This is a genomic window from Prosthecobacter sp. Pr1, assembly GCF_057652315.1.
On record NZ_JBYFBS010000009.1, the window covers coordinates 33,901 to 59,770 of the forward strand.

Genomic DNA, 25,870 nt, shown 5'->3' on the forward strand with positions numbered 1-25,870 from the left:
GTGTCCATCTTTGAGGACTGTCCGCGCCCTCGTTTGGGGGGCTGCGTTATGGATTTTCCTGCACGGATCAGTGGTTCAAATTTCTGCGAATCCCACTGGTGGCGTGGTGGTGCTGGGAGATGCACAAATTCAAAACACCTTCCCTGGACTGACGACCATCCATCAGCAGACGGACCGAGCCGTCATTGACTGGAGCACATTCAACATCGTCAGCGGCGAGCACACGAACTTCATCGTGCCGGATGTCAATTCGGCCACGCTCAACCGCGTGCTGGATGGCGGCCCTTCTCTCCTGAACGGCACGCTCACTTCCAATGGGCAATTGTTCCTTATCAATGCCAGCGGCATCGTCTTTGGCCAGGGCTCGGTGGTGGATGTGGCGGGCCTCACGGCCTCCACGCTGGATCTGAGCAACCGCATGTTCATGGCCGGTGGAGAGATGGTCTATCAAGGAAACACCACCGCAGGCGTCACCAATGCAGGCTCCATCCGCGCCTCCAGCGGCGATGTGTTTCTCATCGGTTTTCAGGTCAACAACTCAGGTGCCATCCGCGCGCCTAATGGCACGGTGGGACTGGCCGCAGGTACGGATGTACTCATCATGCCCGCTGGCGATGAACGCGTGATCGTGCGCAATGCCGCTGGACCTCGGCGCGGTACGGGCGTGACCAACAGCGGCCTCATCGAAGCGAACGTCGCAGAACTCAAAGCCCACGGCGGCAACGTGTATGCACTGGCCATCCGCAATACGGGGCGCATCGCCGCCACCGCCGCCACAAGGCAGGGCGGCCGCATCATCCTCAGTGCCAACGGCGGACGCATCGAGAGCATCGGCAAGCTGGTGGCGCGTGGTCCCTCAGGAAACGGCGGGCAGATCAAAATCAATGCCGGCAACAGAGGCAGCGCCACCTTGGGCGGACGAGTGGATGCCAATGGCACCACGGGTCGCGGTGGCAGCATCGCGGTGACGGGCGGAGAAGTCACCATACGGCGCGCCATTGTCGTTTCTGCCGATGGCGAAACCGCAGGCGGACAGATCGAAATCAACGCCCGGCCGCAGGGCGACGCAGATACTGCCACAGCGCCGACAGTCACATTCATCGACGGCACCATTCGTGCCGACGCAGCCAGCGGCAACGGCGGTGCCATCCGGCTGGGCGGCAGTTCACTCACCCTCGGCGGTGCGGCGCTCATCAGCGCCAGAGGAGCCACGGGGGGCGGCAGCATCTTCGCAGGCGGCGGAGCGCAGGGCTTGGACGCCAGCATGGCGAATTCCACGCAGGTGGAAATTCAGCAGGGGGCGATCCTTGCAGCCAATGCCATTCAGAGCGGCAACGGCGGCACGGTGGTGGCCTTTGCCAGCGGCCAGCTCACCTTCAGCGGCACCCTGCAGGCACGCGGTGGCGTGACCGGCGGTGATGGCGGGCAGGCGGAGCTTTCCGGCAAGCAGGCGCTGATCATTGAATCACTGACAGGCCGCGTTGATCTCAGCGCGCCTCAAGGAAGCGCAGGCACCCTGCTGCTCGATCCCAACGACATCCTCATCACCAACTGCGTGGCAGGAAATACCATCACCAATCCCGCGCAGGCGAACACGCTCAGAGCCTCGGACATTTCCACGTGGCTCGACACCAACTGCGGCAACCTCATCATCCAGACCGACCGTAACGCCACAGGCGGCGAGGGGAACATCACACTCGCGGGGCTCATACAGTGGAGTTCTTCCACCACACTGACTATCAATGCGGATCGTGATTTCATCATGACCACACAGGGCGGCGGCACTGGGATGATTCAGTCCAGCGGCAGCGGCTCGGTTGTCATCAATGCCGGACGCAGCGTGCAGATTTTGGCAGGGTCGCAGATCCTTACTCACGCGGGTAATGTCACCCTCAACGCCAATCAGGGAGCCACTTCGTTTGAGGGAGACTTCCAGGCCATCATCATTGGCGGGCAGATCCTTTCGGACTGCGGCAACATCACGCTTGCGGGCAGGACCGGCTCCAGCGGCAGCGCTCAAACGGCGGCCATCCTGCTGGACAATGGCGGCGCAGTCAGCGCAGGTGCCTTTGGCGTGGTCACCCTCCAAACGACGGGTGGCAGCGTTCTCGGCCATGGCTCCATCACGTCGTGGGGGCTTAAACTCGCAGGCAACAGCGACTTCTACCTCACCAGTGCCGACAACGCCGTCCAGACTGTGACGACCATCGGCACGATTGGCTCCATCCATATCCTCAATACGCTGGGGCTCACCATTGGCACCATCGGTACGGACAGAGGGCTCAGCGCCTTCGGCGGCGTCAGCATCATCACCACCAACACGGACCACATCCGCATCAATGCCGACCTCTCATCACAAGGCGGTGTGATCACTTTGAATGGATACGGCATCGAAGTGAATGGCAGCCATGTTTCCAACACCGGCACCGGCTCCATCTACCTGACAGCCACGCGCGAGATCAACGCCAACTCCGGAGCCACGATCTCCGTGGTGGATGGACGCATGCAGTTGGATGCCAACCAGTTCCCCACTGCCACAGGCGGCAACTTCGCTGGTATCATCCTGAACAACGTCACGCTGACCACGTCAGGGATGGGGGCCATCGCTTTAAACGGTCGCAGCGGAGACACGGGGGACGGCAATGTCGGCATCCTCATGATTCATGGGTCCACCATCCGCTCCACCTCCACCTTGCCCACGGCAGGCGGCATCACGCTCCTCGGCGTGGCTGGTGGTGGCGATGGTAGCGGCAATCATGGCGTTTCTCTTCAGGATGCTGGAACCGTCATCACCAGCGCAGGTGCCACCATATCGGTCTCCGGCATCGGCACTCCCACCGGCTATGAAAACACCGGCGTGGATCTTGGTGCCAACACCGCCATCACCAACAGTGGCGCGACCATCATCATCACCGACACCGTCAGCATTTCGGGAGCCTCAACAATTGGTGGCACCGGCACGCTGGCCATCCGCTCAGTCTCTGCGGGCACCACCATCGGGCTGGGAGACGGCGCAGCGGGCACGCTCCTGATCAATTCCGCCGGCATCGGCGCGCTCTCATCCAGTTTGAGCCACATCACCATCGGCGCCGCCACTTCGGGAGATGTTGAAATCCGCGCCTCGACATGGCGCGCACCTTTGACGATCCTGACCCTGGGCGAGATCACCGTGAGCGAGCAGATCATCGACCTCGGTGGTGCTGTCACCTTGAATGGATCAAACACCCTTCTTTGCGCAGGCATCACAACTGCGGGCGGAGAGATCATCATCAGCAGTCCCGTCACCCTCGCTGCCAATGCCACGCTGGACACCACGCGCAGCGGCGCCGTGCCAAACGGAGCATCCATCACCGTAAGTGGAGCCATCAGCAACGGCGGCAGCACAGGCCGTGATCTGACGCTGAATGCCGGCCTCACGGGTGATGTCACCTTGCAGAGCAGCGTCGGGCAGTCGGCGGCACTGCATTCCGTGAATCTCACCGGCGGCAGGCTTGTGGGTGCGCCGCAGATCTTTGCGCAAGCCTTCTCCGCCACCTTCAACGGCGTGATCGACCTCTCCCATCTGACGACTGACTCCCTGACAGTCACCGGGCGCGCAGGCAATGACACTGTCACCTTTGCCTCTGCCACAGGCCCGGTCAGCGTCAGCACCGCCAGTTTCGCCAGCATTGAAAACCTCATCGGCTCCGCCAGTCATGCGGACACCCTCGTCGGTGCCGAAGGCGGCAATGTGTTTCAGATCACCGCGAACAACTCAGGCACTCTGGGCGCAATCCATTTCAGCTCGTTTGAAAATCTCACTGGCAGCAGCACGGGCGCGAACCGGTTTGTCTTCTCCAATCAGGCCATCATCGACGGCAGCGTGAACGGCAGAGGCAATCCCCTCGCGGTACTCATCCTCGATGACACCAGCCTCCAGACCGGGCAAGGTTACGTCATTGGTGCGTCTTTAATCACCGTCAGCACTCGCAGCTACGCCTTCACTGGCGTGAACACCATCGGCCTCAATCTCGGTACCGGGAATGACAACACCGTCACCAATTTCTACACCTTCACGCAAAACCTGAGCGGTGGCGGCGGTGACAATCAGCTCTTCGTGGACGGCACCAAGGTGGTGACTTCACCGCTCACCAAGCCAGGCTTCGGCACTATCACCACCACCGGCTTTTCCACCAGCGCTGTCATCACTCCGGTGACCAATGTCTTCCTGCAAAACTTCAACCCACCGGGTGGATCGACTTCTTCATCCTCCACCCAAACCAACAATTTCAATACAACCTCCATCGCAGGCGTAGCTGGCGGTGGAATCGGCGCGCAGAGTATCTCAGGTGCTCTGGCCGGTGGCGCGGGCATTGCAGGCACAGCCTCCACTTCAGCCTTTCTCGGTCAGACCTTCGGCTCTGGCAGTGGCTCCATTGGCGGCGGTGGTCCAGCCAGCCTGAGCCTTCAGTCGCAGATGAATTCCAGCACGTCTGCCACTGCTGAACGCGAGCTCAACTTGAGTCTCGGGGGCGATGGCACCATCCGTCTGCAAAATGGTGGCGGACTTTTCGCCATCGGCACCGCAGTGGGTGCCCCCAGCGCGGCTTCCGTGGCTCAGTTAAACGCAAGCATGAGCCTGTTGGCCCAGAGCGAACTCGCCATCGGCGCGATCGGCACGGGAGAAGTCCCTCTCACCGTGCAGGCAGGCGCACAATCCCTCAATTTGGGAGATCCCCTGCCCTCGCTCAATGTGCAGCAGTTCCTCAATCGAGTGTCCACACCAGAATCCTTCAGCACCTTGGTCATGGCACTGGGTGGCGATGGCACGGCACGGCTCGAGTTTGTCTCCGGCAGCACCACCGTGGAGGTCAATGGCAGACCTGTTCCCGCCACCATCGAAACTGCCCTGCGTGCCAGCATTTCACCGGGAGCCTTTGGAGAGCTCTCACTCGCTCTCGGTGGCCTGGGCGACTACATTGTGAACGAAGCCAGCGGACTCGCCGTCATGGATGCCACCGGCACGGCTGCGGCACCTGAGGTGCAGACCCATATCCACTCATTGCTTGCGCCCGCTGGAGCTCAGGATCTTTCGCTGGCCCTGGGAGAGGACGGCACTGCGCTTGTCCTTTCATGGGACGGCATGGTAAACACCGCTCTCGATGGCGTCCCACCGGGACCTTTTGTCATCCTTAAACTCAACAACGCCACCACCCCTCAAAGTCAGGAGGAACTCGATCATGCGCTCCGCTGACCACGCAGCCACACACCTTATGCCATCGTTCTCATTCATGCAGTTTCTGCTGCTTGCCATGATCGTTTGCGCGCTGCCTTGCAGCCTGCGTGCCCAGGAGTTTCCCAATGCAACCGGTGCCGGCACGCTGGTGGACAGAATGCAGATTCCACGTGCGCAGCCAGCCACGGATGATGCGGCCGCAGCCTCCAAGAAACCTGACGCTGACAATGTCGAGGGTGATACAAAACCGCTCGGTGTGAATCTGAAAGGCCTGCACCTGATTTCGAAGCCGTCCAAGTCCATGCACAAGGACATGAGCCATGTTCTCGTGGTGGACCCGGCACTGCATCTGCCTGCCGGGCTCGCCGATTCCCTGCAGAAGGAATTCATGGGGCAGCCGCTCAGCATGGCCGTGCTCAACCGTATGGTGAAGAGCATCAACAAAGCCTATCAGGCCACCGATTTCCCGCTCGTGGATGCCTACCTGCCTCAGCAGGACATCACCCGCGGGCATGTGCAGGTCATCGTGCGTGAAGGCGTGCTGGGAGAGGTGAAGGTGGAAGGAGCCAAACGCTCCAACCCTACTTACATGGCCCGCCAAGTGAGCGTGAAGCCCGGAGAGCGCATCGACACCCGCAAAATCTCCAGCGACGTCGCCTGGCTCAACGAGAACCCCATCCGCAACGTCAACGTCATCTACGAGCGCGGCAAAAAGGACGGCACCAGCGACATCGTCTTAAAAACGACCGAGAACAATCCCGTCAAAGCCTACATCGGTTATGCCAATTCCGGCCTGCGCTCCACAGGGCTGAATCAAATCTCCGGCGGCTTCACCGTGATGCAGTTGTTTGGCACGGAGCAGTCGATGAATTATAATTTCACCGGCAATCAGGAACTCGACCGGCTCAAGGCGCATGCCCTGGCCTGGGACATTCCCCTTCCGTGGCGTCACCGGCTGCAGCTTCTCGGCGTGTATGTGGACTCCGCCACACAGTCCGGGCAGGCCGCAGGACTTCTCGGCGTCAACGGCAGGAACCGCCAGCTCTCCGCCGCCTACACCGTTCCGCTGGCCAGCGCCTGGAGCAAAGTGCAGCACAAGGCCACCGTGGCGCTCGACTACAAGAGCACCACCTCCGACATCCTCTTTGGCGGCCAGACCTTCTCGCAAAACACCGCTGAGGTGCTCCAATTTCGCGCCGGATACAATCTCCTCGTGCATGACCCTCTGGGCTATACACGCTTTGGCATTTCCGCCATCTACAGTCCGGGCAATGTACTCGGGCACAACAATTACGCCGCCTTTGACAGCCTGCGCGCGGGTTCCCAGGCGAAGTATTGGTACGCGAAGGCGGAACTGGACCGCCTCATCCGCCTGCCGTTTGGCTTCTCCGCTCTCATGCACACGGCGGGGCAGTATTCCAACACGCGTCTGCTCCCCACAGAGCAGATGCTTGCAGGGGGCTACCAGACTGTGCGCGGTTTCAATGAAAGCTCCGCACGTGGAGATCGCGGCATCGTTGCCAACATGGAGCTGAACCTGCCCATGATTCAGTTCACCACCTGGGGCGGCAAGAAAGTGGACAACCTGAACACCTTCGTCTTCTACGACTTCGCCTATCTGGAAAGCGTGGGCACCTATGCCTCGGAGCCGAATCTCAATCTGCAAAGCTCAGGCGTGGGCCTGCGCTACAGCCTCGGCAGCAATCTCGATATGCGCCTCGCCTACGGCTGGAATCTGCGCAGCACCGGCCTGGTCGGCGCGCCTGCGGGCCGCTTGCACTTCGGCATGAACATGAAGTATTAGCCGCGCATGAGAAAAAGGAAACTCGGCAGCCTGCGTTTTGAATTCATTCTGCTGCCGCTGGTGCTGCTGTTCGCGCTGGGCTTCAGCCTCACACCACTGGGGGAGGAAGTGGAGAACCTCACACTCGACTGGCGCTTCAAAGCACGTGCTGCGTCAGATCCGCCTGCGTCGCCGGAGGTCCTTGTTGTTGCCATTGATGAAGATGCTCTGGCTCAGTTTGGCCGCTGGCCTTGGAGCCGCGAGGTGCACACCCGGTTCATGCACCACATCGCCACGCGCCCTCCAGTGGCGCTGGCCTTTGATTTGCTCTTCACTGAACCGAGCTCCGACCCAACCTTGGATGCTGCCTTTGGCGACTCGCTGGTGCAGATCACCACCTCCATCACCGGCGCCGTCGCCGAACCGCTGGAGAAGAAGAAATTCGAGGCCGAATTAGCGGGCAATACCAAGGCCATCACGAGCTTCCATGGCGATATCAGCCGCCTCATCGGTCATGACACGGCGCTGCTGCCCGTCGAGATCATCGGCGAAAGCTCGCATGTCGGCTTTGTCAATGCACCGCCGGGACCTGATGGCGTGCGCCGTGTGCTGCCGCTGGTCGTGCGCTGCGGCACCCGCATCTTCCCCAGCCTTGTGCTGCAGGCGCTGCTCACACGCGAAGGCGTGGAGAGCGATGCCGTGGACGTAACCCTCGGCGACAGCATCCGCATCAAGGGAAAGCACCAGCAGTGGCGCATCCCAATCGATGATCGCGGTCGGATGACGATCAATTATCGCCATCCCGACACCTTTTCCGTCTTCTCCTACGCCCGCCTCATGGGCAGCCTGCGGGACAATCAGGGCCAAGAATGGCCCAAAGGGTTTCCGCCCATCACCGGCCAGACGCTCTTCATCGGCCAGATGGCAGAAGGTCTCGCCGATCTCGGCCCCACACCACACGAGCCGCTTGTCGGTCTGGTCATGACTCATGCCAACGCCCTCAGCAACATCCTCAGCGGAGACTACATCAGGAGGCCCGACTTTCTGCAATTGATCGGCCTCTGGGCTCTCATCGCTCTGCTCACCATCATACCCGTGCGCTTCGGCCGCATCTGGATGGCCGTGCTGATCCCTGCGCTCTTCATCGGCGCCTATGCCTATGCTGCATTCCACTTCTTCCAGAAGGAAAGTCTGCACCTGCCCCTCGCCTGGCCCGTGCTCGGCTTCATGATGGTGGAGGGCGGCTCCATCCTGCATCGCCTCATCATCGAACTGCGTGCCAAGAGCCGCATCACCGGCATATTTGGCACATTCCTCGCCCCACAGGTGGTCAAGCAGTTGCTTGCCTCCGGAGAAGAGCCGAAGCTCGGCGGTCATACAGCGGAGATTACCGCCTTCTTCAGCGACATCGCAGGATTCTCCTCCTTCTCAGAAAAGCTGACTCCTGAGCGCCTCGTACAACTGATGAATGACTACCTGTCCGAGATGGCCAACATCCTGGAGGACAACGGTGGCAATCTCGACAAGTTTATAGGAGACGCCATCGTAGGCATGTTCAATGCCCCTGTGCACATTGCAGGTCATGCGCACAGTGCCTGCCGTGCGGCCTTGCTCATCCAGAAGCGCCAGCTCGAACTGCGCGAGAAATGGCGCAAAGAGGCTGACTGGCCTGACATCGTCTATGAGATGAAAACCCGCATCGGCCTGAATTCGGGTCCTGCCACCGTCGGCCTCATGGGGTCAAGCCGTCGTAAAAATTACACCATGATGGGAGACACCGTGAACCTGGCGGCACGCAGTGAGAGCGGGGCCAAGAGCTATGGCGTTTATACCATGATTACGGGCGAAACCAAAACCATGGCCGAGCAGCATAGGGATGATATCACCTATCGCTTCCTTGACCGCATCGTCGTCAAAGGCCGTAGCACGCCGGCCGAGGTGTATGAACTCGTCGGCTTCACCAACGAAATTTCACCTGAGACCGAGGAGTGCCTCCATCTCTTTGAAAAAGGCATCGCCGCCTATCAATCCCAGCAGTGGGACGTCGCAAAAGCCCTGTTTGGGCGCTCAGCCAGACGCGAGATTCATCAGGATGCGAACCCCTCTCTTGTCATGATCGAGCGCTGCGAGGCCATGAAACTCAATCCTCCTCCTGCTGATTGGGATGGAGTCTATGTCATGAAGACGAAGTAAAAAAGCACTCCCGAGCTTCAGCTCGTTCGGGATTCTGAGTGTGATGCATGCGTTTCCAGAACGAGCTAAAGCTCGATACTACTTTCTCAGAAGCTTGTGCCACCAAACCCCGTCCCGTACCCGCTATAGCTTGACTGGGGAGTCGCCTGCATGAGCGCCGAATTTTGCCGATACGATGAACTCTGGCTGTTGATCATCGCCGATTCATTGAGGTTGTCCGCAGCTGCCTGCTGCTCGGCCAGTTTGGCTTCAGCCAGCCTCTCCTCCTGCCCGCGCAGCACATTCACCAGGATCACCCGCTCCTTCTCACTGATCTTCCCCGTGGTGGCCGCCTTGTTGATCTCCATCAGGCGCGGATGTTCCGCCGCATACTGGTTCAGAAAGTTGTCAATCTTCTGCGGGCTCCATTTGCCTTCGAGCGGCCTGCCGACGGACTTCTCCGCGACCAGCGCCGCCTCTCCTCCCGCGTGAATGTAGCCCACCTCCACCGCTCTCCTCGCAAACGCTTTCGCCTCTGCCACGCTGCCGACGTTGTACTCTTCAGTGGTGGTCTGGCAGGATGAAAGCAGCGCAACAGTCAGAAAAAGCAGAAAGGATTTCATGCAGCGAATGTGGAGAAAGTTTTCCGCGCCACAAGCCAAAGTAGTTGAGAGCTAAGACTCTCTCTGGAAAAGTCGTATCCCTCCCAGACTCCGCACAGAGCTAAAGCTCTCGATTACTTTCCAGTCCTTCCATCCATGACGTCCCGCTATCTGCCCCTCCTCGCGCTGCTCGCCTCCGCCTCCTGCGCCATCGCGGCCACTCCAGTCTTCGAAAGCCCGAAGCTCACCACCGCCAGCACATCTCGTCTGGTCAAGGTGGATGCCTCCCTGAAAGGCGCGAAGGAACTCTACCTCGTGGTCTCGGATGAAGACGGCATCAGTTGCGACTGGGCAGACTGGCTGGAGCCCAAGCTCATCATGGCCGACGGCTCCACCAAGGACCTGACCAAGCTGCCATGGAAAGCCGCCAGCCAGGGCTCCGGCGGCACACGCGTCGGCAAATCCGCCATGGGCGATGCGCTGCTCGTGAAAGGCCAGAAGTTTGAAAACGGCATCGGCACGCATGCACGCTCGGTGATTGTTTATGATCTGCCGCAGGGTGTGGTCGGCTTTACCGCCCAGGCGGCTATCGATGACGGCGGCATGGAGCGCGGCGGCAAGGCCAGCAATGCGTCAGTCAAATTCCAGGTTTATACAGAAACACCTCCGAATGCTCCCAAGCCCGCCCCCCCCATCGTGGACGACGGCAAGACCACCGTGCCTGCGGACATGTTCACCGTGCCCGAGGGTCTCGAAGTCACCGTTTGGGCCACCTCACCCGCCTTGTTTAATCCCACCAACATCGACTTCGATGCCCAGGGCCGCCTGTGGGTGGCTGAAGGTGTGAACTACCGCAGCAAAGGCAGCCGCAGGCCGGAGGGCGACCGCATTGTCGTGCTCGAAGACACCACCGGCTCGGGTCGTGCAGACAAGAGCACCGTGTTCGTGCAGGAGTCCGCACTCGCAGCGCCGCTCGGCGTCGCCGTGCTAGGCAACAAAATCGTTGTCTCTCAGCCGCCCGACCTGCTCGTTTACACCGACGTGAATGGCGACGGCAAATTTGATCCTGCCGTGGACAAGCGTGATGTGCTGCTCACCGGCTTCGGTGGTCGTCAGCACGATCACAGCCTTCATAGCGTTACCGCCGGACCCGACGGCCAGTGGTATTGGAATCAGGGCAACACCGGAGCGAAGTTCACCGATCATTCCGGCAAGACCTTCCGCATGGGCAGCCCTTACATGATGCAGGACATCGCCGGGCAGAAGAGCGACGACGGCCATGTTTGGATCGGCGGATTCGCCGCACGCATGAATCCCGATGGCACGAACGTCACCATCATCGGCCACAACTATCGCAACAGCTACGAGCAGACGATCACCTCCTTTGGCGATGTCTTCCAAAGCGACAACGACGACCCGCCCGCCTGCCGCGTGTCCCCGGTGATGGAAGGCGGCAATGCCGGCTTTGCCTCCGCAGACGGCCTGCGCTCCTGGGGTGCGGACAAACGCCCCGGCCAGGACACACCCACCGCCGAGTGGCGCCAGGAAGATCCCGGCACCATGCCAGCAGGAGATGTGTATGGCGGCGGCTCCCCCACCGGCGTGGGCTTCTATGAAAACGGCGCACTCGACAAGAAATGGAACGGCCTCCTCCTCGCCTGCGAAGCGGGCAAGAATGTCGTCTTCGGCTATCTGCCAAAGCTCGACGGCGCAGGCTGGAAAATGGAGCGCTTTGATTTCCTGACCTCCAACAAGGAGAAGGAATTCGCAGGCTCCGACTTCCTCGGCGGCAAGCCTTCAGGCGAACTCAAAACCCGCTTCCGTCCCAGCGATGTCACCGTCGGTCCTGATGGCGCAATCTACGTCGCCGACTGGTTCGATGCCCGCGTCGGTGGCCACGGCACGCTGGACGAACGCTACACCGGCACCATCTACCGCATCGCACCGAAGGGCTTCGCATCCACTGTGCCTGCGCTCAAGCTCGACACCACGGAAGGCCAGATCGAAGCGCTAAAAAGCCCCGCGCCAAACGTACGCTACAACGGCTTCATCGCCTTGAAAGCCCAAGGAGCGAAAGCAGTGCCTGCCGTCGCCGCCTTGCTCAAGGACGACAACGCCTTCATCGCCGCACGCGCCGCATGGCTGCTGGCGCAGATGGGGGAAGAGGGTGTGGCGCAGGTCCGGCCCTGGCTCGAGTCGAAGTCTGAAGACCAGCGCATCGTGGCCGTGCGCGCTCTGAGTCGTGTCGGCAGGGTCTCATGGGACCTGGTTGGGAAGATGCTCCGTGATCCCTCCGCCGCCGTGCGTCGGGAACTGGCGCTGATGCTGGGCAAAGTGCATCCCCGGATTGGCGGAGTTCCTCTGCTCATCCTCGCGCAGCAGTTTGATGGCAAAGACCGCGCTTACCTTGAGGCGATCGGGATGGGCTGCGAAGGCTTTGCAGATGAAGCCTATGACAGACTTTGTGGTGACAAACCCGCCGCATGGACCGATGCCCAGGCCTGGCTCGCCTGGCGTCTCCATCCCCCTGCCGCCGTAGAAGCCTTCAAGACCCGTGCGCTGGACGGTGCGCTCACTGAAGAACAGCGCAAGCTCATGCTCACGGGACTCGCCTTTGTGAAAAGCCGCGAAGCTGCAGGCGCGATGATCGAACTCGCCAACACCAAGGACTTCCCCATGAAGGATCTCGCGAAGTGGTGGCTGCTCAATCGCAAAGGCAACGACTGGCAGTCCTACGATGTGGAGAGCGGCATGAAGGCCCTGGGCTTGTATGATCCTGCCAAGGTGAAGCTCGTCGCCGTCGAGATGCCACCTGAACTCAAGGACGCACCAAAGCTGCCCACCGGCGCAGAGATCGCCCAACTTCCCGGCGATGCCAAGCGTGGCCAGGCCGCCATCGCCGTCTGCTTCACCTGCCACAAGGTCGGCAAGATGGGGGTCGAGTTCGGCCCCGACCTCAGCACCTTCGGCAAGCAGCAGCCAAGCGAAGTCATCGCCCAGGCCATCGCCCACCCCTCCGCTGACATCTCCCACGGCTATGAAGGCAGCGAGATCAAAACCAAGGACGGCCTCACCATCAGCGGCATGATCCTCTCCAGCGGCGATCCCGTCATGATCAAATGCATGGGCGGCCTCGTGCAGACCGTGCCAAAAGAGCGCATCGCCAGCATCCAGAAGATGACCCGCTCTCTCATGTATCAGTCCCAGCAGCTCGGCCTCACGCCGCAGGCCATCAGCGACATCGTGGCGTATTTGAAGAGTCTGTGATCCGGGAAATAAAGTACTCGTGAGCTTTAGCTCACTCTGGGAAGCTCCGCACCACCCAGAGCTAGCCGAGGCTCTACGTCTGCGCGTGTTCAACACTTCGAAAATCAACAATCCTTGTTCATCAATCGTCAATCGCGCACAACCACCACGCTCTAAGCCAGAGGATTGACGATTTTCGAACAATCGATTTTCGAAGTTCCAACGCGCACCTGACCCTCCCAGATCGAGCTAAAGCTCGCAAGTACTTTGCTTCACCGCCTGTATGAGAGAGCATGCGCCGCTCTCTCCTGCCCTTTCTCTTCCTTTGCGCCAGCATCGCTTCCGCCGAAGTCACGTCCATCGGCTCCCGCCGTGAACTCTTCGTAGACAAGCTGCTCATCGACCAAATGCAGGGTGCCACGCTGCGGCTGCACCATCCCGAAGAAGCCGGCATCGCGGTGAAATTTGACCAGCCGTGGGAAGGCCGCTTCAGCGCCTACATCACCGTCATTCACAATGACGAGGCAAACAAATTCCAGATGTACTACCGTGGCAATGCGGGCTTCAAAGACGGCACCAGCGGAGAGGTAACCTGCTACGCCGAATCAGCCGACGGCAAAACATGGGTGAAGCCCAAGCTCGGTCTGCATGAGATCAACGGCAGCAAAGACAACAACGTCATGCTGGCCAATCTGGCCCCCTACACGCACAACTTTGCCCCCTTCATCGACAAGCGCCCCGGCGTGCCCAAAGAGCAGCGTTACAAGGCCCTCGCCGGTCTCGGTGGCAAGTCCGGCGGTCTCAGCGCCTTCGTCTCGGCAGACGGTTTGCACTGGCAGAAAATGCAGGACACGGCGGTGATCACGAAAGGCGCGTTTGATTCGCAAAACGTCTCCTTCTGGTCGGAGGCGGAGCAGTGCTACGTGGCTTACTTCCGCGTCTTCACCGCAGGCGTGATCGATGAAAAGACTTGGAAACCCAAGGGGGTGCGCTGGGTCAGTCGCGCCACCAGCAAGGACTTCCTCACCTGGACCGACGCCGTCCAAATGACCTGCGACCAGCCGCTGGTGGACCACATCTACATCAGCCAGACGAATCCGTATTTCAATGCGCCGCACCTCTACATCTCCACCGCCGCACGCTTCATGCCCGGCAAGGACGTGCTCGATGAGCAGGCCAAAAAATACCTCGCCGAAGACACCAAGGCCTACCCTGCCCTGATCAAAGACTGCTCCGAAGCCGTGCTGATGACGAGCCGCGCCGGCACCACCGCCTACAACCGCAGCTTCATGGAGGGCTTTGTGCGTCCCGGCCTGCACTTCCGCAACTGGACCAGCCGCAGCAACTACCCCGCCTGCGGCGTGGTGCAGACCGGAAAGTCGGAGATGTCTCTCTACGTGGAGCGCCACTACGGGCAAAGCACCGCGCTGTTGCAGCGCTTCACCCTGCGTCTCGATGGCTTCGCCTCGCTGCACGCAGATTACGCAGGCGGTGAAATGACCACCAAACCCTTCACGTTCACCGGCAAAGCACTGCACCTGAATCTCTCCACCGGGGCCGCTGGCTCCGTGGCGGTGGAAATCCAGGATGCCGAGGGCAAACCCCTGCCGGGCTTCACGCTGGATGACTGCAAGGCGCTCTCCTACGATGACATCGACCGCGTTATTGGCTGGAAGACCGGCAGCGATGTCTCCGCGCTCGCCGGAAAACCGGTGCGTCTGCGCTGGGCCCTCAAGGACGCCGATGTGTTTTCCTTCCGCTTTGAATGATTCGTTGGCGTTTGCGCAGGAAACAAGGAACCATCGGGCGGATGCACGCGTATCCCGCGTGTCGTTTCATTCATGGACATCTCGTCAAAAACATTCTCAGCCAAAGGTTTCGTGCTCCCGCACACCCTCCCCGTGATTGTGCTGGACGACTGCTACCATTTTCCCGCCTGCCATCTGCCCCTGTTCATCTTTGAGGATCGCTACCGCCGCATGCTGGATCATGCGCTGCAAACCGATCGCATGTTCTGCGTCGGTGTTTCTGACGGCGCGAATGACGTGCTTCCCGTCACCACGGCGGGACTGATCCGCTGCTCGGTTAAAAACCCCGACGGCACCTCGCAGGTCATGCTCTACGGCGTCTGCCGCGTGCGCATCACCGGCTGGGATCAGATCAAGCCCTTCCGCATCGCCCGTGTGGAACCGGTGCTCACCCAGCACGCTCCCACCAAAATCCTGCGCCAGCTGAAATCACGCGCTCTGGATCTCCTGCCTCCACCCACAGATGACAGCTGCGAGAGCATGCAGCAACTGCGCCATGAACTGGAAGAGATGGACGAAGCCGAAGCCGTCTGCGACATCATCGCTTTCCACTTCGTGCGGAACAAAGCCTCCCTGCGTGTTCTTCTCGAAGAATGCTGCCCGCAGCGCCGCTACGAGAAGCTGATCAGCGAACTGGAAAAAGCAAGGTAGTCCCGAGGTTTAGCTCGCTCTGGGAAACGCGGCACTGAAACCGGAGCAAACGCAGACTTCATCTGTGCTTTGCCAGTGGCGGCGGAGCGGCATTTTTTTGGCAAGGGAATTGGATGGCAAAGGAATGATCAGAATCAGAGATCTGAACTCCGGACTTCTGGATTCTGCATTCCTTTGCCAAATGAAGGCTTCCGCATCGCATCCAGATCATCTTAAATGACTGTCATTTGTGTTCCGACATGGATCAGCGTGCGGTGAAGAACTGGGCCATGCGCTGCAGTTCCTCATCCAGCGCGATGCGGAACGCCGCGTCCCTCGGTGCCGATCCTCCCGCATAGCCGAAGACCGGCTCCAGCCTGCCTTCCCGTGCGGACACGTTGGCCCAGCCGATGACATGTCTGCGCCAGAGCATCGGCAGCGCGTAGTAGCCGAGCTGGCGTTTTGCTGGCGGCGTATAGGCCTCGAACTTGTACTTCCAACCCCATAGCAGCTCGAAGCGGCGACGGTCCCAGACCACTGGATCGAAGGGGGAGAGCAAGCGCAACCGTTCGTCCACCGTGTATCGGCGCGAACGCGGTTTCTCGTCGGCGGGCCAGTACCAAATCGTTCCGTCGAGGCGGCAACTGGCCAGTCGCTCACGCGCCAGCCGAAGTGCTGCCTGCGTCTGGGCCGACAGATGCGGCGCTCCATAGCCGAGCAGCCGTACGAGGTAGGTGAGGCTGGCGGCAGGCAGTGGCGCATACTTGCGCACCACCAGGTCGATCAATGCGGCCGCACGCCGTGCGCCTCCCTCAGGGCTGTCATCCGGGGGGGGGATGCGTCGCTGCCTCATAGACGCGGGTGCCGCTGTCGCGCCGCTTCACCCTCAACAGGCCGCGATAGTGCATGCCGTCGAGCAGGTGCGTGCTGGCGTTGCTCGAGCCGCCCCAGTAGTTCCTGACGCGCCCGTGGGCAAAGTGCTGTTCGACCTCGCGCGGATGAACTGCACCGCGCTCTTGAACGAAGGCCAGAACGTCGGCGGCCTTGCGCTGGGTCTCGGCATCCCAAGGCCGGGCGGCTTGGCGCGGATGCATCAGCGCCAGGTGCTCGCGTGGAAGAAAACCGTAGTTGACGAAGCAGTCCTCGTCGATCGCAAGCCTCTGATACCGGCGCTCCAAGTCGCCGACGCGGTAGTCCTTGACGCGATGGCGTAGAGTCAGGTCCTGCGCCCGTGCCGGGGCGCGGATCGGGTCTGCCTGCACAAAACCCAAGCGCTGGATGGCGGCCAGCAGCGTGGTCGGCTTAAACAGGGTGCGCGCCACCGCGTAGCGACGCAGATCGTCGAGGCTCGGTTCAGCGGGCATGGGAAATTTGAAACACGGGAAACAGTTGTTTGAGCAGTAGGTGCGGTGGTGCTGCCAGCCAAGCAGAAATGATCGGTCATGATTTCTTGCGATGGATCAAACTACCGAAGGCGGCGACTTACACTTCCCATGCCCCAGTTTAGCCCGCAGATGTTTGCGGAGCGGCAGTTTTTGTCAGTTCACTCTTCACCGGATTTGTCAGCGCCCCGATCTTCTCGATCTCCACAGTCACGCTGTCGCCATCGCGCATAAACACCGGCGGCGTGCGGGCTGCGCCCACACCGTGCGGCGTGCCCGTCAAAATCACTGTGCCGGGCATCAGGGTGGTGCTGCCGCTGAGGAATTCGATCAGTGTCGGCACATCAAAGATCATGTCCTCCGTGTTCCAGTCCTGCATCGTTACGCCATTCAGCACCGTTTTGATCGCGAGTGTATTCGGATTCGTGATCTCATCCGCCGTCACCAGCACCGGCCCCAGCGGGCAAAACGTATCAAATGATTTGCCACGGCACCACTGCCCGCCACCACCATGCTTCTGCCAGTCACGCGCGCTCACATCATTGCCGCAGGTGTAGCCCAGCACGTATTGCAGCGCATCCGCCTTGCTGACGTTCTTCGCCTTCTTGCCAATCACGACCGCCAGCTCCGCTTCGTAGTCCACCTTGTCGCTCTTCAGCTTCGTCGGCAGCAGGATCGGCTCCCCCGGATGCTGCACCACATTCGGCAGCTTCATGAACACCACCGGATGCTTCGGCAGTTCCGCCTTTGTCTCCTCCGCATGCTTTTTGTAATTCAATCCGATGCAGACAATCGCAAACGGCTGCACCGGTGCAAGCAGCTTCACCACCTCCGCCTTCCGCTCCGTCACATGATGCTCACCAAAGATGTCTCCCTCAATGACGAGCGCCGATCCATCGGCCTGCTGCGCTGCATGCGCGATGTTTCCCTGCGAGTCGGAGTAGCGGATGATTTTCATGATTGGAGTAGTGCGGGCAATCCTGCCCGCGAATGGCGCTTTCTCAACGTGCAAGATCCCCCATGCAACCCAAGGCCCATTTCACGCAACCAGCATCCCGTTTCTGAAAGTAACACTGGCAATCTTGCCCGCTTCAAGCGCGCTCGGCGCGGGCAGGATTGCCCGCACTACTCCTGCCGCCTGTTCCACGCCACCAACTCCTCATACTTCGCGCCAGTGCCGCCAAACAAATCCAACGCGCTGCCCACCGTGCCATCCACGCGGCCATGGCTCAGTTCATCGATGCGCTTCAGATCGGCCAGATGCCGGATGCCCCCGGCATAGGTCATGGGAATTGGCGAATGCTCGCCGAGGAAGCTCACCAGCGCCTCATCGATGCCCTCGCACTTCCCCTCCACATCCACGGCGTGGATCAAAAACTCAGCGCAATGCCCCGCGAGAAAGCGCAGGGACTCCGGCGTCACATCCAGCGTCGTCAGCGTCTGCCAGCGATTCATCGCCACCGTCCAGCCCGTGACAGTGGCCTTGCAGCTCAGATCGATCACCAGCCGATCCTTTCCCGCTGCCGCCACCATCTTGTCGAGCCGCGTCTGATTGAAAGTGCCGTCCGTTTCAAACAGGTAGCTCGTCACGATCACATGGCTCGCCCCGGCCTCCAGATACTCCGCCGCATTGCAAGAGCGGATGCCGCCCCCGACCTGCAAGCCGCCCGGAAACGCCCCCGTCGCCGCCTTCGCAGCCTCCTCATTCCCCTTGCCTAGCAAGATCACATGCCCGCCCGTCAGGCCATCGCGCTTGTAGAGCTCGCCATACCACGCTGAATCCCGATCACTCACAAAGTTCGTCTTCAACCCCGTCCCATCATCCCGCAAGGACGAGCCCACAATCTGCTTTACGCGGCCGTCGTGGAGATCAATGCAGGGGCGGAATTTGGTCATAAGAAGGTCAAAGATTAGTCAAGAGGGGCAAGGAGTGGTCAAGCAGGTCGTGCTGTACCTTCTTGACGATCTTTAACCACTCAGCCTTTGGAGCCCTTCACCGCCGACGTCTCCGCAGGGACAGCACTGACAAACCGAGCATGAACAGCAGCATTCTGGACGGCTCCGGCGTTCCCAAGGTTGGAATCTGCGGCGTGCTTCCTGCATCCACAGGCTTCAGGCCCGCGCGGTCGTATTGCTGCTGATTTTCGAGCACCACTGCGCCAGAGTACGGCGTGACCAGCTGATGCAGCGCGGCGCGTTTGGCCTGGTCTTCAGGCACGCGATCACGCCCTTGGAAAGACGCCATCACCTCGCGGAACACCGCATGCCGCGCCAGTTGATCCCACACCTCCTTGCCATCGGCTGGCGCAGTGGCGGAGCGGGACATGTTGGCTGTGGTCGTGGGGCCATTACGAATGGAGAGCAGGGTCTTGGCCAGTTCATTTGCTCCCGAGCCACTCCAGCGCAGGCCACCGAAAACGGGCGTGGCATCGTACAATTCCTCCAGGAGCTTGTTGCGCCCATGCTCCAGTTCGAGGGCATGAATCGGTGGCGGGGAGCCGCTGCGTTCGAGCAGTTGCTTGATCCCTTCCTCTCCGGAGAGCTCCACAGGCTGGGGGCCGTGCAGCCAGATCAATGTGGCAGGAGCAGCGGTTGTGCGGAGACGCTGCAGCGCCGCTTTAAAAGCAGGCACCACATCGCGTCCGCCTGCAAAGCTGGAGTCCTGCAGGCGGCTGCCGAGCTCCGCCACAGCGACCTCGGTCGCTTCCCCATCCGTGGTGGCCCAGATCGTCAGTGGTGTTTTCTGCGCCAACTGCTTCAACGCCTCGCGGATCATGGCTGCATGTGGGCGCAAAGTGGCGGAAGCATCCACGATGACAAAGACTGGGCTGCTGGCTGCCTGCGGTGCAGCCTGGGTGCGCTCCACGATGACCACAGGTGACTCGTTTCCTGCTAGCTCGTCTGTCGTCCACACCTTCGGCAGGGGGGGCTGCTTCACGCCAAAGTTCAGCCCGGCCAGATCTGCCTGCGGCACCTCCGCCTGCCACGTCCATCCGCCATTCTGAGTGGCGGCAGCCTTTTGCCACTCCTGCGGCACCTCCAGTGCCTGCGGCGACTGCACCCATACCGCATGCGAGATCCCCGCCGGGATGCTGAAATTGCGCTCCACAATCAGGGGCATGAACAGGGCCGCCGGAGCCTGCGCATCCAGCGGCGCGGTGATGCCAAGCCGGATCTTCATACTGCCACCGGCCGGCACCGGAAAGCATTGCGTCAGCACACGGTCCGGTCCCACCATGTTGACCAGCACGGGGTCGCGGCGGTCAACCACCACCGTCTGGCGATAGGCCTGTGTCACCTGTGAGCGCGCACCGAAGGCGGCCTCGCGCGGCTCGCCATTGATCCACAGCGTCAGTCTTGAAACACACGCACCCGGCGGCAGCAGCATCTGGCAGCGCGCCTCCTGCGCGTTGCGGTGCTGGTTGTGAAATTCCAGTGTCCATTCACCATGCGCCAGCGCGGAATCACTATCCACATGCCAGTCCATGCGCGAGGTCTGCATCGAAAGCCCGCGAATCCGCGCCCCCACCTCCGCTCCGCCGCTGTCCTCATCCCACGCAAAACTGTCCAGGCTCTCATCCCTTGTCATGCGCATGCCGGACCGGGTTTGCGTCATCCCTTGCGGTGGCGGCGCATCGCTGAACGGGACTCCCGTCACACGGAAGTAGAGCTCGCGCAGGGCTTCGCGGTCAAAGGATGAGGTGCTGCTCCAGCGCCCTTGAACGAAGAGCGTGGATGAGCCGAACACCAGGTGTGTCAGCGGTCCGAAAATACCCGCCTGCCCTCCGGTGTAGCATAGATTCAGCAAAAACTCCTCCCGCCACTTTGTCCGCAGCCTGGGCAGTGTTTTTGCGGTGCTGCCATCGTGCGCTCGCGCCGCCTTCATGGCGGTGCCAATGTCGGCATGCAGGCTCACCATGCGCCATTCCGCAGATGCGATTGCGATCAGGCCCAAGGCCATGCCGACGAGCCATGGCATGCGCCTTGTTGCCGCCGGCAGCTTCCACAAGCTTTTGCAGGTGATGAGCCACGCCACCAGTGCGGCCAGAGGGCCTGTCATGGCCATGGCGAATGGAAAAGCGATCAGTGCGCCCGCAGGTGAGAGCGCAAAAACCAGCGCGAATGGCATCATCATGAGACCCATGACATTCAGGTATCCCATGGCCAGAGTGTAAAGGATCGAAGGAAAGAGTCCTGCCCCGTGCAGGAATACTCCAGCCGACTCCCACGCTGTGCCCGGCCGCTTTCGGCCCATCCAGGGAAAGAAAATGGCAGCCGGCATGAGCAGCACCAGTCCCACGTGCGCCCAGGTGGGAATAGGGTCAAAGAACGACGAGGCACAACCACGCGTGCCCAGTTCCGTGCCCAGGGAGATCAGCGGGAAAATGATGCCTGCGCCGAGCAGGAAACGTCTGCAAAAATTCAGGAAACCCTTCATGGGGTTGAGTCTATGAAACACCGCCCCCCGCGAGTCATGTCTTTTTATGTGAAATCCGCATGAAGCCTTGGTGAAATATCTGCTCTCTTGCCCCGCTTGACTACTCCCTCTTCTCTGCTTTCTTCCACTTGTCCATGACCGCCACGCCAGCCAAGGCTCTGCTTCTTCTCTCCCTGCGACTTACGCAAGGGTAGGCGGCCCGTGTTTCCTCGTCATGCCCCTTGCCGTCACGCCACGGCAGTTATCTCAGAACAGGAATGAATCCTGTCCAATTCTGAAATCTTGTTAATCCTGTCTCCAATTGTCCCGTCATGTTAAAAAATCCGTCTTCCAAGTACCAGCCCTTCCCGCTGATCAACATCACCAACCGTCAATGGCCCTCCCGTCATCTGACCCATGCGCCCATCTGGTGCAGTGTCGATCTGCGCGATGGCAACCAGGCGCTCGCCGTGCCGATGAACGTCTCCCAGAAGCTCGAAATGTTCGATGCGCTGGTGAAATGCGGCTTCAAGGAAATCGAAGTCGGTTTCCCATCCGCCTCCAACACCGAATTCAGCTTCAACCGCCGCCTTATTGAGGAAAAACGCATCCCGGACGATGTGACGATCCAGTGCCTGGTGCAGGCGCGTGAGGATTTGATCGAGAAGACCGTCGAGTCGCTCATCGGTGCCAAGAAAGTGGTGATCCACATGTACAACAGCACGTCGCCTGCGCAGCGGAAGTATGTGTTTGGCAAATCCAAGGAAGAGATCATCACCGTGGCCATCAAAGGTGCGCAGATGATCAAAGACCGCCTGCATCGCCTCACCGCAGGCGGCACGCAGGTGACCTTGCAGTACTCGCCCGAAAGCTTCAGCGCCACGGAAGTCGAATTCGCCAAGGAGATCAGTGAAGCCGTCATGGACGTGTGGCAGCCCACGCCGCAGCACAAGATGATCCTGAACCTCCCCGACACCGTCGAGGTGGCCATGCCCAATGTGTATGCCGACCAGATCGAATGGATCTGCACCAACATCAAAAACCGCGACAGCCTCATCATCAGCCTGCACACGCACAACGATCGTGGCACCGGCACCGCCGCTACCGAATTGGGCCTGCTGGCTGGCGCAGACCGCGTGGAAGGTACCCTCTTTGGCAATGGCGAGCGCACTGGCAATCTGGACATCGTGCAAGTGGCCATGAATCTCTACATGCACGGCATCTCCCCGGGCCTCGACTTCAGCGACATGAGCGGCCTCATCCACATGTATGAACGCACTACCGGCATGACCGTGGCGCCACGCCATCCTTACAGTGGCGAACTCGTCTTCACCGCCTTCAGCGGCAGCCATCAGGACGCCATCAAGAAGGGCCTCACTGGCTACGAGGAGCACAAATCCATCTGGGATGTGCCCTACCTCACCATCGATCCGAATGACATCGGCCGCGAATACCGTGAAGTCATTCGCGTGAACTCCCAGAGCGGCAAAGGCGGCGTCGCCTACCTGCTGGAAAGCGAGTTCGGCATCGAACTGCCCAAGGACATGCAGCGTGAATTCGGTCCGCTGGCCAACGACATCGTGGACAAGCTGGGCCGCGAGGTCACCGCCGCCGAATTGAAAGGCATGTTCTGGAAGGAATACATCGAGCGCGAGACCCCCTTCGCCCTCCATCACTTCCATGCCGATGGCGTGGACGGCGTCTTTACCTGTCGCTGCAGCCTCGTCATCAACGGCAAGGAACGCGGCATCGCCGGGAAAGGCAACGGCCCCATCGCCGCGTTTGCGCATGCACTGATTCAGGATGGCGGAGCCCAGCCTTTTGAAGTCGCCACCTATCGCGAACAAAGCCTCAGCTCCGGCACCGAAGCCAGCGCCCTCGCCTTCATCCAGATCAAAACCGCCAGCGGTAAAACCATCTGGGGTGCAGGTGTGGATACGAACATCGAACTCGCCTCCATCAAGGCGGTGCTCAGTGCGGTGAATCGAGCATCGTAGTGAAGACTCAACGTTTGCGAGAGCCACTCCGGCTCTCGCAAAGCTGAATCACCTCCCGTAAGACAGAGGCTCCATCCGAAAAGTTGGTTGCCGCCCGCCGTCGTGTGAGGTTTATGAACGCACCCCATGCCCCTCGAAATCCCCGACTACCCCTTCCAAGCCTACATCTTTGACTGTGACGGCACGCTCGTTGATTCCATGCCGCTGCACTACGTCGCCTGGGTGGAGGCTTTGAAGCAGCATGATGCGCCGTATGAGTTCACCGAAGAAGAGTTTTATGCACACGCAGGCATGAAGGAGCAGGACGTGGTGAAGCTGCTCAATGCAAAGCATGGCGCCTCCGTGGACCCCGTGAGCGTGGATGAACTGAAGATGGAAATCTTCGCCCGGCGCATCCCTGAGGTGCAGGCCGTGAGCCCTGTGGCGGAGTTTGCCAGATCCCTCTTCGGCCGCTTCCCCATCGCCGTGGCCTCCGGCAGCGAAGAATCCACCGTGCGCGGCTGCCTGACAGCCACCGGCTTGATCGATCTCTTCCCCATCATCATCACACCCAAGAAGGTGAAACATGGAAAGCCCGCGCCCGACATGTTCCTCCTCGCCGCCGAACAGATGGGCATCGCCCCCAGCGAATGCCTCGTCCTCGAAGACGGCAACAGTGGCATTCAGGCCGCCAATGCCGCCGGAATGCAGTCAGTTTTTATTCCGCGGACGATGCGGTAAAGTAGTGCGGGCAATCCTGCCCGCCTCAGACGCGCTCGCTTCGGGCAAGATTGCCCGAGCTACTTCTGAATCCACGCCTTCCAGCACGTCACAAAGCCCTTGGCAAAATCCTGCGGACGCGCATCCACCCACGCGCTGATATCCTCTGGCTTAAACCAATCCCCCGTGGCGATCTCCTCAGGCAGGCAGCGCACCGGGCCGTCGTGCCGCGCGATGCGTAGCTCCACGAATTCATGGTCCGTATTGTCCCCTGCCGGGATTTGCGCCGCCAGTTCCGTGGCTTCCACATGGATGCCCACCTCTTCTCCCAACTCCCGCACTGCAGCGCTGGCATAGCCTTCCCCGGCATCCAGATGACCGGCGGCACTGCTGTCCCACTTCAGCGGTGACACATCCTTGAGATGTGACCTCTGCTGAAGGTAGATGTGCCCGCGTTTGTTGATGACGAAAATGTGCACCGCACGGTGCAGCAGCTTGCGCTTGTGCACCTCGCCACGAGTGAGCTGCTCAATGACCTCGTTACGCTCATTCACCACATCAAACATCTCGCTGGCTTTCTGCCCCGCATCAGCTTCATGACGCTGCTCATAATGACGCGCAATCTGAATCCACTGCGTCAGCGACAGCGCCTCCGCACGCACCATCCCCGTCACGCCAAGCGCCTCAATCAGCGCCTCCCAGCCGCCGGGTGCTTCCGGCAGGAGATTCTTCAACTGCTTGCGCCGCTGGGAGAAGCCCATGCGCACCAGTCGGTCAAACAGCACGTGATCAAACACCGGCAGCGTGGCGGGATCTCGCGGCGTGAGGCGGATGATCGCGGAGTCCACCCGGGGCTTCGGCACAAAGACCTCCGGCGGCACCACGCGCAGCATCTCCACATTCCAGTCCTTCTGCACCAGCAGGCTCAGTGCACCATAGGCATCATCCTCGCAGGTGGCGGCAAGGCGGTCGCACACCTCCTTTTGCAGCATGAAGACAGCACAACCGACCGGCGACGGCGGCGTGAGCCAGTGCTTCAAGATCTCGCTGCCGACGGAATACGGCAGGTTCCCCACAATGCGCAGCGGGCCATGCTTGAACCACGCACGCAGATTGATGCGCGTGGCGTCATTGTGGATGACCTCCACATCGTCCCGCCCTTCAAACTGGCTTTGAAGCTCCGGCGCGAGCTGGGAATCCTTTTCGATCAGAATGAGCTTTTTGGGCCTGCCGACGAGATGCTTCGTCAAAGCTCCCATGCCGGGTCCGATTTCCACCACGATATCCGCCCCGTCCGGCTGCACCTGATCGCCGATCCAGCGGGCAATCTCCTCGTCCTGCAGGAAGTTCTGCCCCATGCTCTTGCGTGGGGTGAAGTGTGGGCGGGGCGGCGGGGCTTCGGAGCGGCGTTGGTCGCGGTATCTCATTGCCGCATCATCCACCGTTCTGCGCTTCCATCAAACCAATCCATTCAGACAGCCAATACTTGACCCCCGGCACGAATGAAGCACTCTTGAGGGTGCTTAGAACCTGCCTCAAATCCAAACTCCACCGTGCCGCCATTACCGATGCCAACATCGCCTATGAAGGCAGCATCACCATTCCGACCGATCTCATGGAAAAAGCCGACCTCTGGGTGGGCGAAAAAGTGCTGGTGACATCCATCACCAACGGTGCCCGCCTGGAAACCTACGTCATCCCCGCCCCCGCCGGCTCCGGGCAGATCGTCGTCAACGGCGCCGCCGCCCACCTCATCAACACCGGCCACCGTGTCACCATCATGGCCTGGGGCCAGAGCGAGAACCCGATCATCCCCAAGCGTCTGCTGCTCAATGAGCGCAACGAAGTGGTGAATGACACGGTTCTGTAAGCCGGCTGCCCAGGGTATCAGCACAAGAATACCACGTTGAGCGACTTTC

Annotated in this window: 14 protein-coding genes and 1 pseudogene; 9 read left to right on the forward strand and 6 right to left on the reverse strand. The window is 60.5% G+C overall.

From position 1 onward, the window contains the following. The first annotated feature begins 70 nt into the window (after positions 1 to 70). The 3 genes from AC24GY_RS15800 to AC24GY_RS15810 are packed head-to-tail and all read left to right on the forward strand — an operon-like array spanning position 71 to position 9,191. Entirely contained in the window at positions 71 to 5,233 is a 5,163-nt protein-coding gene (locus AC24GY_RS15800) for a beta strand repeat-containing protein (protein ID WP_487684882.1), read from the forward strand. Positions 5,234 to 5,252: 19 nt separating this feature from the next. Further along, the gene (locus AC24GY_RS15805) at positions 5,253 to 7,019 is read left to right on the forward strand and encodes a ShlB/FhaC/HecB family hemolysin secretion/activation protein (protein WP_487684885.1); all 1,767 of its coding nucleotides are present in this window, start codon (positions 5,253 to 5,255) and stop codon (positions 7,017 to 7,019) included. A gap of 6 nt (positions 7,020 to 7,025) precedes the next feature. Continuing rightward, complete coding sequence (locus AC24GY_RS15810; RefSeq protein WP_487684888.1) at positions 7,026 to 9,191, forward strand: CHASE2 domain-containing protein; 2,166 nt, start codon at positions 7,026 to 7,028, stop codon at positions 9,189 to 9,191. 86 nt (positions 9,192 to 9,277) lie between these two features. Here the strand turns inward: AC24GY_RS15810 and AC24GY_RS15815 are convergent, their stop codons facing one another. Then, a complete protein-coding gene (locus AC24GY_RS15815) occupies positions 9,278 to 9,793 on the reverse strand; it encodes a hypothetical protein (protein ID WP_487684891.1) in 516 nt (171 codons plus the stop codon). 135 nt (positions 9,794 to 9,928) lie between these two features. Between AC24GY_RS15815 and AC24GY_RS15820 the strand changes: the two genes are divergently transcribed. The 3 genes from AC24GY_RS15820 (at position 9,929) to AC24GY_RS15830 (ending at position 15,477) form a co-directional block, all read left to right on the forward strand. Further along, positions 9,929 to 13,039: a PVC-type heme-binding CxxCH protein gene (locus AC24GY_RS15820; protein WP_487684894.1), complete on the forward strand. Its 3,111-nt coding sequence runs from the start codon at positions 9,929 to 9,931 to the stop codon at positions 13,037 to 13,039. A 272-nt stretch (positions 13,040 to 13,311) separates the two neighbouring features. Next, positions 13,312 to 14,787, forward strand: a complete 1,476-nt coding sequence (locus AC24GY_RS15825; RefSeq protein ID WP_487684897.1) for a hypothetical protein — start codon at positions 13,312 to 13,314, stop codon at positions 14,785 to 14,787. Positions 14,788 to 14,859: 72 nt separating this feature from the next. Further along, entirely contained in the window at positions 14,860 to 15,477 is a 618-nt protein-coding gene (locus AC24GY_RS15830; protein WP_487684900.1) for an LON peptidase substrate-binding domain-containing protein, read from the forward strand. Positions 15,478 to 15,721: 244 nt separating this feature from the next. Here the strand turns inward: AC24GY_RS15830 and AC24GY_RS15835 are convergent. The 4 genes and pseudogenes from AC24GY_RS15835 to AC24GY_RS15850 all read right to left on the reverse strand — a co-directional run bounded on the left by AC24GY_RS15835 (position 15,722) and on the right by AC24GY_RS15850 (position 21,276). Continuing rightward, a pseudogene (locus AC24GY_RS15835) lies at positions 15,722 to 16,820 on the reverse strand (DNA glycosylase AlkZ-like family protein). A gap of 139 nt (positions 16,821 to 16,959) precedes the next feature. Then, positions 16,960 to 17,796 carry a fumarylacetoacetate hydrolase family protein gene (locus tag AC24GY_RS15840; protein WP_487684903.1) on the reverse strand — a complete coding sequence of 279 codons (837 nt, stop codon included), beginning with the start codon at positions 17,794 to 17,796 and terminating at the stop codon, positions 16,960 to 16,962. A gap of 167 nt (positions 17,797 to 17,963) precedes the next feature. Then, positions 17,964 to 18,734 (reverse strand): phosphoribosylformimino-5-aminoimidazole carboxamide ribotide isomerase, encoded by a 771-nt coding sequence (hisA, locus tag AC24GY_RS15845; RefSeq protein WP_487684906.1) that lies wholly within the window; start codon positions 18,732 to 18,734, stop codon positions 17,964 to 17,966. 97 nt (positions 18,735 to 18,831) lie between these two features. Then, positions 18,832 to 21,276 (reverse strand): VIT domain-containing protein, encoded by a 2,445-nt coding sequence (locus tag AC24GY_RS15850; RefSeq protein ID WP_487684909.1) that lies wholly within the window; start codon positions 21,274 to 21,276, stop codon positions 18,832 to 18,834. A gap of 311 nt (positions 21,277 to 21,587) precedes the next feature. Between AC24GY_RS15850 and leuA the strand changes: the two genes are divergently transcribed. Next, a complete protein-coding gene (leuA, locus tag AC24GY_RS15855) occupies positions 21,588 to 23,252 on the forward strand; it encodes a 2-isopropylmalate synthase (RefSeq protein WP_487684912.1) in 1,665 nt (554 codons plus the stop codon). A 126-nt stretch (positions 23,253 to 23,378) separates the two neighbouring features. Next, complete coding sequence (locus tag AC24GY_RS15860) at positions 23,379 to 23,972, forward strand: HAD family hydrolase (RefSeq protein ID WP_422316804.1); 594 nt, start codon at positions 23,379 to 23,381, stop codon at positions 23,970 to 23,972. Positions 23,973 to 24,031: 59 nt separating this feature from the next. On the opposite strand, the gene rsmA is transcribed toward AC24GY_RS15860, so the two are convergent. Further along, positions 24,032 to 25,378 carry a 16S rRNA (adenine(1518)-N(6)/adenine(1519)-N(6))-dimethyltransferase RsmA gene (gene rsmA, locus AC24GY_RS15865; RefSeq protein ID WP_422316806.1) on the reverse strand — a complete coding sequence of 449 codons (1,347 nt, stop codon included), beginning with the start codon at positions 25,376 to 25,378 and terminating at the stop codon, positions 24,032 to 24,034. Between the two features lie 92 nt (positions 25,379 to 25,470). Between rsmA and panD the strand changes: the two genes are divergently transcribed. Then, complete coding sequence (gene panD / locus AC24GY_RS15870; RefSeq protein ID WP_487684916.1) at positions 25,471 to 25,821, forward strand: aspartate 1-decarboxylase; 351 nt, start codon at positions 25,471 to 25,473, stop codon at positions 25,819 to 25,821. Positions 25,822 to 25,870 lie beyond the last annotated feature (49 nt).

Bases quoted from the DNA above. Each gene is read 5' to 3' on its own strand.
- AC24GY_RS15830 (WP_487684900.1), top strand. From the start codon at position 14,860: ATGGACATCTCGTCAAAAACATTCTCAGCCAAAGGTTTCGTGCTCCCG.
- AC24GY_RS15810 (WP_487684888.1), top strand. From the start codon at position 7,026: ATGAGAAAAAGGAAACTCGGCAGCCTGCGTTTTGAATTCATTCTGCTG.
- AC24GY_RS15860 (WP_422316804.1), top strand. From the start codon at position 23,379: ATGCCCCTCGAAATCCCCGACTACCCCTTCCAAGCCTACATCTTTGAC.
- AC24GY_RS15850 (WP_487684909.1), bottom strand. From the start codon at position 21,276: ATGAAGGGTTTCCTGAATTTTTGCAGACGTTTCCTGCTCGGCGCAGGC.
- AC24GY_RS15820 (WP_487684894.1), top strand. From the start codon at position 9,929: ATGACGTCCCGCTATCTGCCCCTCCTCGCGCTGCTCGCCTCCGCCTCC.
- AC24GY_RS15840 (WP_487684903.1), bottom strand. From the start codon at position 17,796: ATGAAAATCATCCGCTACTCCGACTCGCAGGGAAACATCGCGCATGCA.
- leuA (WP_487684912.1), top strand. From the start codon at position 21,588: ATGTTAAAAAATCCGTCTTCCAAGTACCAGCCCTTCCCGCTGATCAAC.
- AC24GY_RS15805 (WP_487684885.1), top strand. From the start codon at position 5,253: ATGCCATCGTTCTCATTCATGCAGTTTCTGCTGCTTGCCATGATCGTT.
- AC24GY_RS15815 (WP_487684891.1), bottom strand. From the start codon at position 9,793: ATGAAATCCTTTCTGCTTTTTCTGACTGTTGCGCTGCTTTCATCCTGC.
- hisA (WP_487684906.1), bottom strand. From the start codon at position 18,734: ATGACCAAATTCCGCCCCTGCATTGATCTCCACGACGGCCGCGTAAAG.
- rsmA (WP_422316806.1), bottom strand. From the start codon at position 25,378: ATGAGATACCGCGACCAACGCCGCTCCGAAGCCCCGCCGCCCCGCCCA.
- AC24GY_RS15825 (WP_487684897.1), top strand. From the start codon at position 13,312: ATGCGCCGCTCTCTCCTGCCCTTTCTCTTCCTTTGCGCCAGCATCGCT.